Raw genomic sequence first — 5,397 nt, forward strand, 5'->3', positions numbered from 1 at the left:
GGGTTTCCGGGGGATCGGGGGTGGGATGTGGAGGGGTTGTTTCATCCTGATCCGGATCATGTGGGGACGTCGTATGCGCGTCATGGTGGGTTTGTTCGGGGGGTGGCGGATTTCGATGCGGGGTTTTTCGGTATTTCGCCGCGTGAGGCGGTGGCGATGGATCCTCAGCAGCGGTTGTTGTTGGAGACGTCGTGGGAGGCGGTGGAGCGGGCGCGGATTGATCCTCTGTCGTTGAGGGGGAGTCGGACGGGGGTTTTCGCGGGGGTTGTTCATTGTGGTTATGGTCCGTCGTTGCATGAGGCGTCGGAGGGTGTGCAGGGGTTTTTGCTGACGGGTAATACGGCGAGTGTGGCGTCGGGTCGTATTGCGTATGTGCTGGGTGTGGAGGGTCCGGCGTTGACGATCGACACGGCGTGTTCGTCGTCGTTGGTGGCGTTGCATCAGGCGTGTGTGTCGTTGCGTCGGGGTGAGTGTGATCTGGCGTTGGCGGCGGGGGCGACGGTGATGCCGCATCCGGGGATGTTCGTGGAGTTCTCGCGGCAGCGGGGGTTGGCTGCGGATGGGCGGTGCAAGGCGTTCGGTGCGGGGGCGGACGGGACGGTGTGGGGTGAGGGCGCGGCGTCGTTGGTGTTGGAGCGGTTGAGTGATGCGGTGCGGTTGGGTCATCCGGTGTTGGCGGTGGTGTCGGGTTCTGCGGTGAATCAGGACGGTGCGAGCAATGGGTTGACGGCGCCGTCGGGGGTTGCTCAGGAGCGGGTGATCGCGTCGGCGTTGGCGGATGCGGGGGTGCGTGCGTCCGAGGTGGATGTGGTGGAGGCGCATGGGACGGGGACGGCGTTGGGGGATCCGATCGAGGCGGGTGCGTTGCTGTCGGTGTTCGGGCCGGGGCGTGGGCGTCCGTTGTTGGTGGGGTCGTTGAAGTCGAACATCGGTCATGCGCAGGCGGCTGCGGGGTTGGGGGGTGTGATCAAGATGGTGATGGCGATGCGGGCGGGTGTGGTGCCTGCGTCGTTGTATGCGGGGGAGTTGTCGCCGCATGTGGATTGGTCGTCGGGGGCGGTGGAGGTGCCGTCGCGGTCGGTGGTGTGGCCGGAGTCGGGTGGGCGTCGGCGTGCGGGTGTGTCGGCGTTCGGGATCAGTGGGACGAATGCGCATGTGATCGTGGAGGAGCCGCCGGGTGCTGGTGGGGAGCCGGTGGTGGTGGGTGGGGTTGCGGTGGCGGGGCCGGTGGCGTGGTGTGTGTCGGGTGCGTCGGGTGAGGGGTTGCGGGCGCAGGCGGCGCGGTTGCGGGTGTTCCTGGAGGAGCGTCCGGGGGTGGGGCCGGCGGAGGTGGGGCGTTCGCTGGTGTCGACGCGGGCGTTGCTGGATCACCGGGCGGTGGTGGTGGGTGAGGACCGGGACGAGTTGCTGGCCGGGCTCGACGCCCTCGCCCGCGACGAGAACACCGCCCAGGTCGTGACCGGTACCGCCGACCGGGACGCCGGCACCGTCTTCGTCTTCCCCGGCCAGGGTTCCCAGTGGGCCGGCATGGCGCGTGAACTGCTCGACACCGCACCGGTTTTCGCCCGCAGCGTCGACGACTGCGCCACGGCGCTCGCGCCGTACACCGACTGGTCGCTGACGGACGTCCTGCGCGGTGTGCCGGGCGCCCCGGGGCTCGACCGCGTCGACGTGGTCCAGCCCGCGCTGTTCGCCGTGATGGTCTCCCTGGCGGCACTGTGGCGCTCGGTGGGCGTCGAGCCCGACGCCGTCGTCGGGCACTCGCAGGGCGAGATCGCCGCCGCCCATGTGGCGGGCGCGCTCGGTCTCGACGACGCGGCACGGGTGGTCGCCCTGCGCTCCCGTGCCATCGCCGCACGGGCCGGCGACGGCGGGATGGCGGCCGTCGCACTCGGCGCCGCCGCGCTCCGGCCCCTGATCCAGCGCCTGCGTGGACACGTGTACGTGGCGACCGTCAACGGCCCGGCGTCGACCACCGTCGCGGCCGGAGCGGACGCGCTGGACGAACTGCTGGCGGCCTGCGCCGCGGCAGGGGTCGACGCCCGGCGGGGCGGCCGTCCAGGACACCGCGGCCGACGCCGCCGGCACCGGGCGGGAGCCCCTGGTGACCGGCACGCTGCGGCGCGACGACGGCGGCCGGCGGCGGTTCCTGCTCTCCGCCGCCCAGGTCCACACCCACGGCACCGCCGTCGACTGGAACGCGGCCGTGCCCGGCCCCGGGACCGCGGCGGTGGACCTGCCCACCTACGCCTTCCAGCGCGACCGGTACTGGCTCGACAGCGCCTCCGCCGCCTCCGCCGATGTGAGCGCCGCCGGACTGACGGCCTCCGAACACCCCCTGCTGGGCGCCGCGGTGACCCTCGCCGACGGCGGTGACCTCGTGCTCACCGGTGTGCTGAAGCCCGCCGACCTCCGGGGGCCGGACGACGCCGGACCGGCGGACTCCCTCGCGGACGCGGTGCTCACCGAGCTCGTGCTGCACGCCGCCGAACGCGCGGACTGCCCGTGGACGGACGAACTGACGCTGCACACCCCCCTCGACCCGGACGCCCCCTGCGCGGTGCAGGTCACCGTCCGCGCCCCCGGCCCCGACGGGCGGCGGCGGGTGACCGTGCACACCCGCCCCGACGGCGACGAGGACACCGGGTGGACCCGCCACGCGGAGGCCACCGTGAGCCCCGGGGAGCCCGAGGGCCCCGAGGCCGTGGACGACACGGCTCCCGCCAACGGCGCCTGGCCGCCCCCCGCGGCGGCGGCCCTCGCCCCGGCCCCCGGAGGCGACGCGGCCGACGCATGGGAGGACGCCGTCGCCCGGGGAGTCCGCTCCGCCTGGTCGCACGGCGGCGACCTGTACGCGGAGGTCGAGCTCACCGGCGGACCGCGGGAGGACACCGGCGCATTCGGCATCCACCCCGCGCTGCTGGACGCCGCCACCCGTGCTCTGTCCGCCCTGACCGGGGACGCCCGGCCCGTCCGGCGCAGGACCGCCGCCTGGACCGGGCTCCGGCTGCACGCCACCGGGGCCGCCCTTCTCCGCGTACGGCTGACGCCCCTGGGGCCGGACCGCTACCGGCTGCTGGCCGCGGACCCGACCGGACGCACGGTCCTCGCGGCGCGGAGCCTCACCCTGACCACCGCTCCCGAGGCGCCCCGCGCCCGGCGGAGCGACAGCCGCCTCTTCGGGCTGGCATGGCCCGGGGTGCCGGCCCCTGCCGACACCCCGCGGCCGGGCACCTGGGCGCTGCTCGGCGACGGCGCGAAGGCCCTGGTCCCCGCGATCGAGGGCACCGGCGCGGCGGTCCGGACGTACGACGGACCGGACGCCCTCCTGCGCGCCCGCCGCGGCGGCGAACCGGCGCCCGCCGTGGTGCTGTACGTCCCCGCCCACACCGCGCCCGCCGTCGGCTCCGCGCACCCCGCGGGCGCGGGTGAGCCGGCTCCCGGCCCGGCCGAACGGGCCCTGCGGGCGACCGGGGACGTGCTCGGCGTGCTGCGGCCGTGGCTGACGGACGGCGACGACGCGACCGGCGACGACACCCTCCTCGCGGTCCTCACCCGGAGCGCCGTCGCCACCCGCCCCGGCGAGGACGTCGCCTGCCTCGCCGGCGCCGCCGTGTGGGGACTGGTCCGCAGCGCCCAGGCGGAGCACCCCGGGCGGCTGGCCCTCGTCGACACCGACGGCTCGGACGCCTCGCTGCGCGCCCTGCCCGCCGCCCTCGCCACCGGTGAGCCGCAGACCGCCGTGCGCGAGGGGCGCCTGCACGTACCCCGGCTGACCCGGGACATCGCCGCACCCGAGCGGGCCGCCGCGGCCCCGGACCCCGACGGCACGGTCCTCGTCACCGGCGGCACCGGCACCCTGGGGCGGCTCGTCGCCCGCCATCTCGTGACGCGGCACGGAGTCCGCCGGCTGCTGCTCACCAGCCGCACCGGACCGGACGCCGAGGGGATGGGCCCCTTCCTCGGCGAACTCGCCGCCGCGGGCGCCGAGGCCACCGCCGTCGCCTGCGACGCCGCCGACCCGGACGCCCTGCGGGCGGTCCTGGACGCGATCCCGGCCGACCGCCCGCTCACCGCCGTCGTCCACGCGGCGGGCGTGCTCGACGACGCCACCGTCCACGCCCTCACCCCCGCCATGCTCGGCCGCGTGCTGCGACCGAAGGCCGACGCCGCCTGGAACCTGCACCGGCTGACCCGCGGCCTCGACCTCACCGCCTTCGTCCTGTTCTCCTCCGTCACCGGGATCATCGGCACGCCCGGTCAGGCCAACTACGCGGCAGCCAACGCCTTCCTCGACGGACTCGCCGGACACCGCCACGCGGCCGGACTGCCCGCCACCTCGCTCGCCTGGGGGTACTGGGAGGTCGCCACCGGCATGACCGGCCACCTCTCCGTTACGGACGTGACCCGCATGGCCCGCACCGGTGTCGAACCACTGCCGGCCGGCGAGGCGCTCGCCCTCCTCGACGAGGCGCTCGCCGCCGGCCCGCCGCTCGCCGTGCCCGCCCGGATACCCGGCCGCGCGCTGCGGGGCCTCGCCGACGGCCCGGTCCCCGCGGTCCTGCGGAACCTCGTGCCCCCGCCGCGGCCGCGGCGGGCGGCCACCGGCGGCGACCTCGCGTCCGGACCGGAGACCTGGGCCGACCGGCTGGCGCCGCTGCCGCCGGCCGAGCAGCAGGCGCTCGTCCTCGACCTGGTCGGCACACACGTGTCCGTCGTCCTCGGCGGCACCCGGCGCTCCGTCGACGCCGACCGCGCCTTCAAGGACCTCGGCTTCGACTCCCTCACCGCCGTCGAACTGCGCAACCGGCTCGGCGCGGCGACCGGCCTGCGGCTGCCCGCGACCGTGGTCTTCAACCACCCGACGGCCGCCGCGCTCGCGACCCATCTGCGCACCCTGCTCGTCCCGGCGGCCCCGGCCGCCGACGACGCCTCGCCCCTGGCGCGGCTGACGTCCCTGGAAACGGCGGTGGATTCGCTCGACCCCGCGGACAGGGACACACGCGACACGATCGCGGCACGCCTCCAGGCTCTGCTGCGCGTCGTCGAACGCCGCGGCGACCTCGCCGAAGAGCGTTCCGGCGACCTCACGGACGCCATTCTGTCGGCGACTCCGGACGAAATCCTCGCACTCATCGACAGCCGAATCGGCCGGCCCTCCGGGACCGGTTCCGACACCCAGGGGGACCGGTCATGACGAACGAAGCGAAGCTCACCGAATACCTCAAGCGCGTCACCCTGGACCTGCACAAGGCCGAACGGCGACTGCGCGACATCGAGGAACGCGCTCATGAGCCGGTGGCGGTGGTGGGTATGGGGTGTCGTTTTCCGGGGGGTGTGGTGTCTCCGGAGGGGTTGTGGGGGTTGGTGTCGGGTGGGGTTGATGCGGTGTCGGGG

General features: G+C 74.9%; 3 protein-coding genes. All 3 read left to right on the top strand.

What is annotated here, in order from left to right; genetic code table 11:
* Window positions 1–2,376, top strand: a 2,376-nt coding sequence (locus EAO77_RS36120; RefSeq protein ID WP_410088760.1) for a type I polyketide synthase, incomplete at its 5' end; no start/stop codon positions are given.
* A 16-nt stretch (window positions 2,377–2,392) separates the two neighbouring features.
* Window positions 2,393–5,197: an SDR family NAD(P)-dependent oxidoreductase gene (locus EAO77_RS40770; protein WP_410088761.1), complete on the top strand. Its 2,805-nt coding sequence runs from the start codon at window positions 2,393–2,395 to the stop codon at window positions 5,195–5,197.
* A partial coding sequence (locus EAO77_RS36135; RefSeq protein ID WP_147992528.1) for a polyketide synthase docking domain-containing protein occupies window positions 5,194–5,397 on the top strand: 204 nt, incomplete at its 3' end. The genes EAO77_RS40770 and EAO77_RS36135, both read left to right, overlap by 4 nt.

The organism is Streptomyces sp. T39, from assembly GCF_008042045.1.
Classification (GTDB): Bacteria; Actinomycetota; Actinomycetes; order Streptomycetales; family Streptomycetaceae; genus Streptomyces.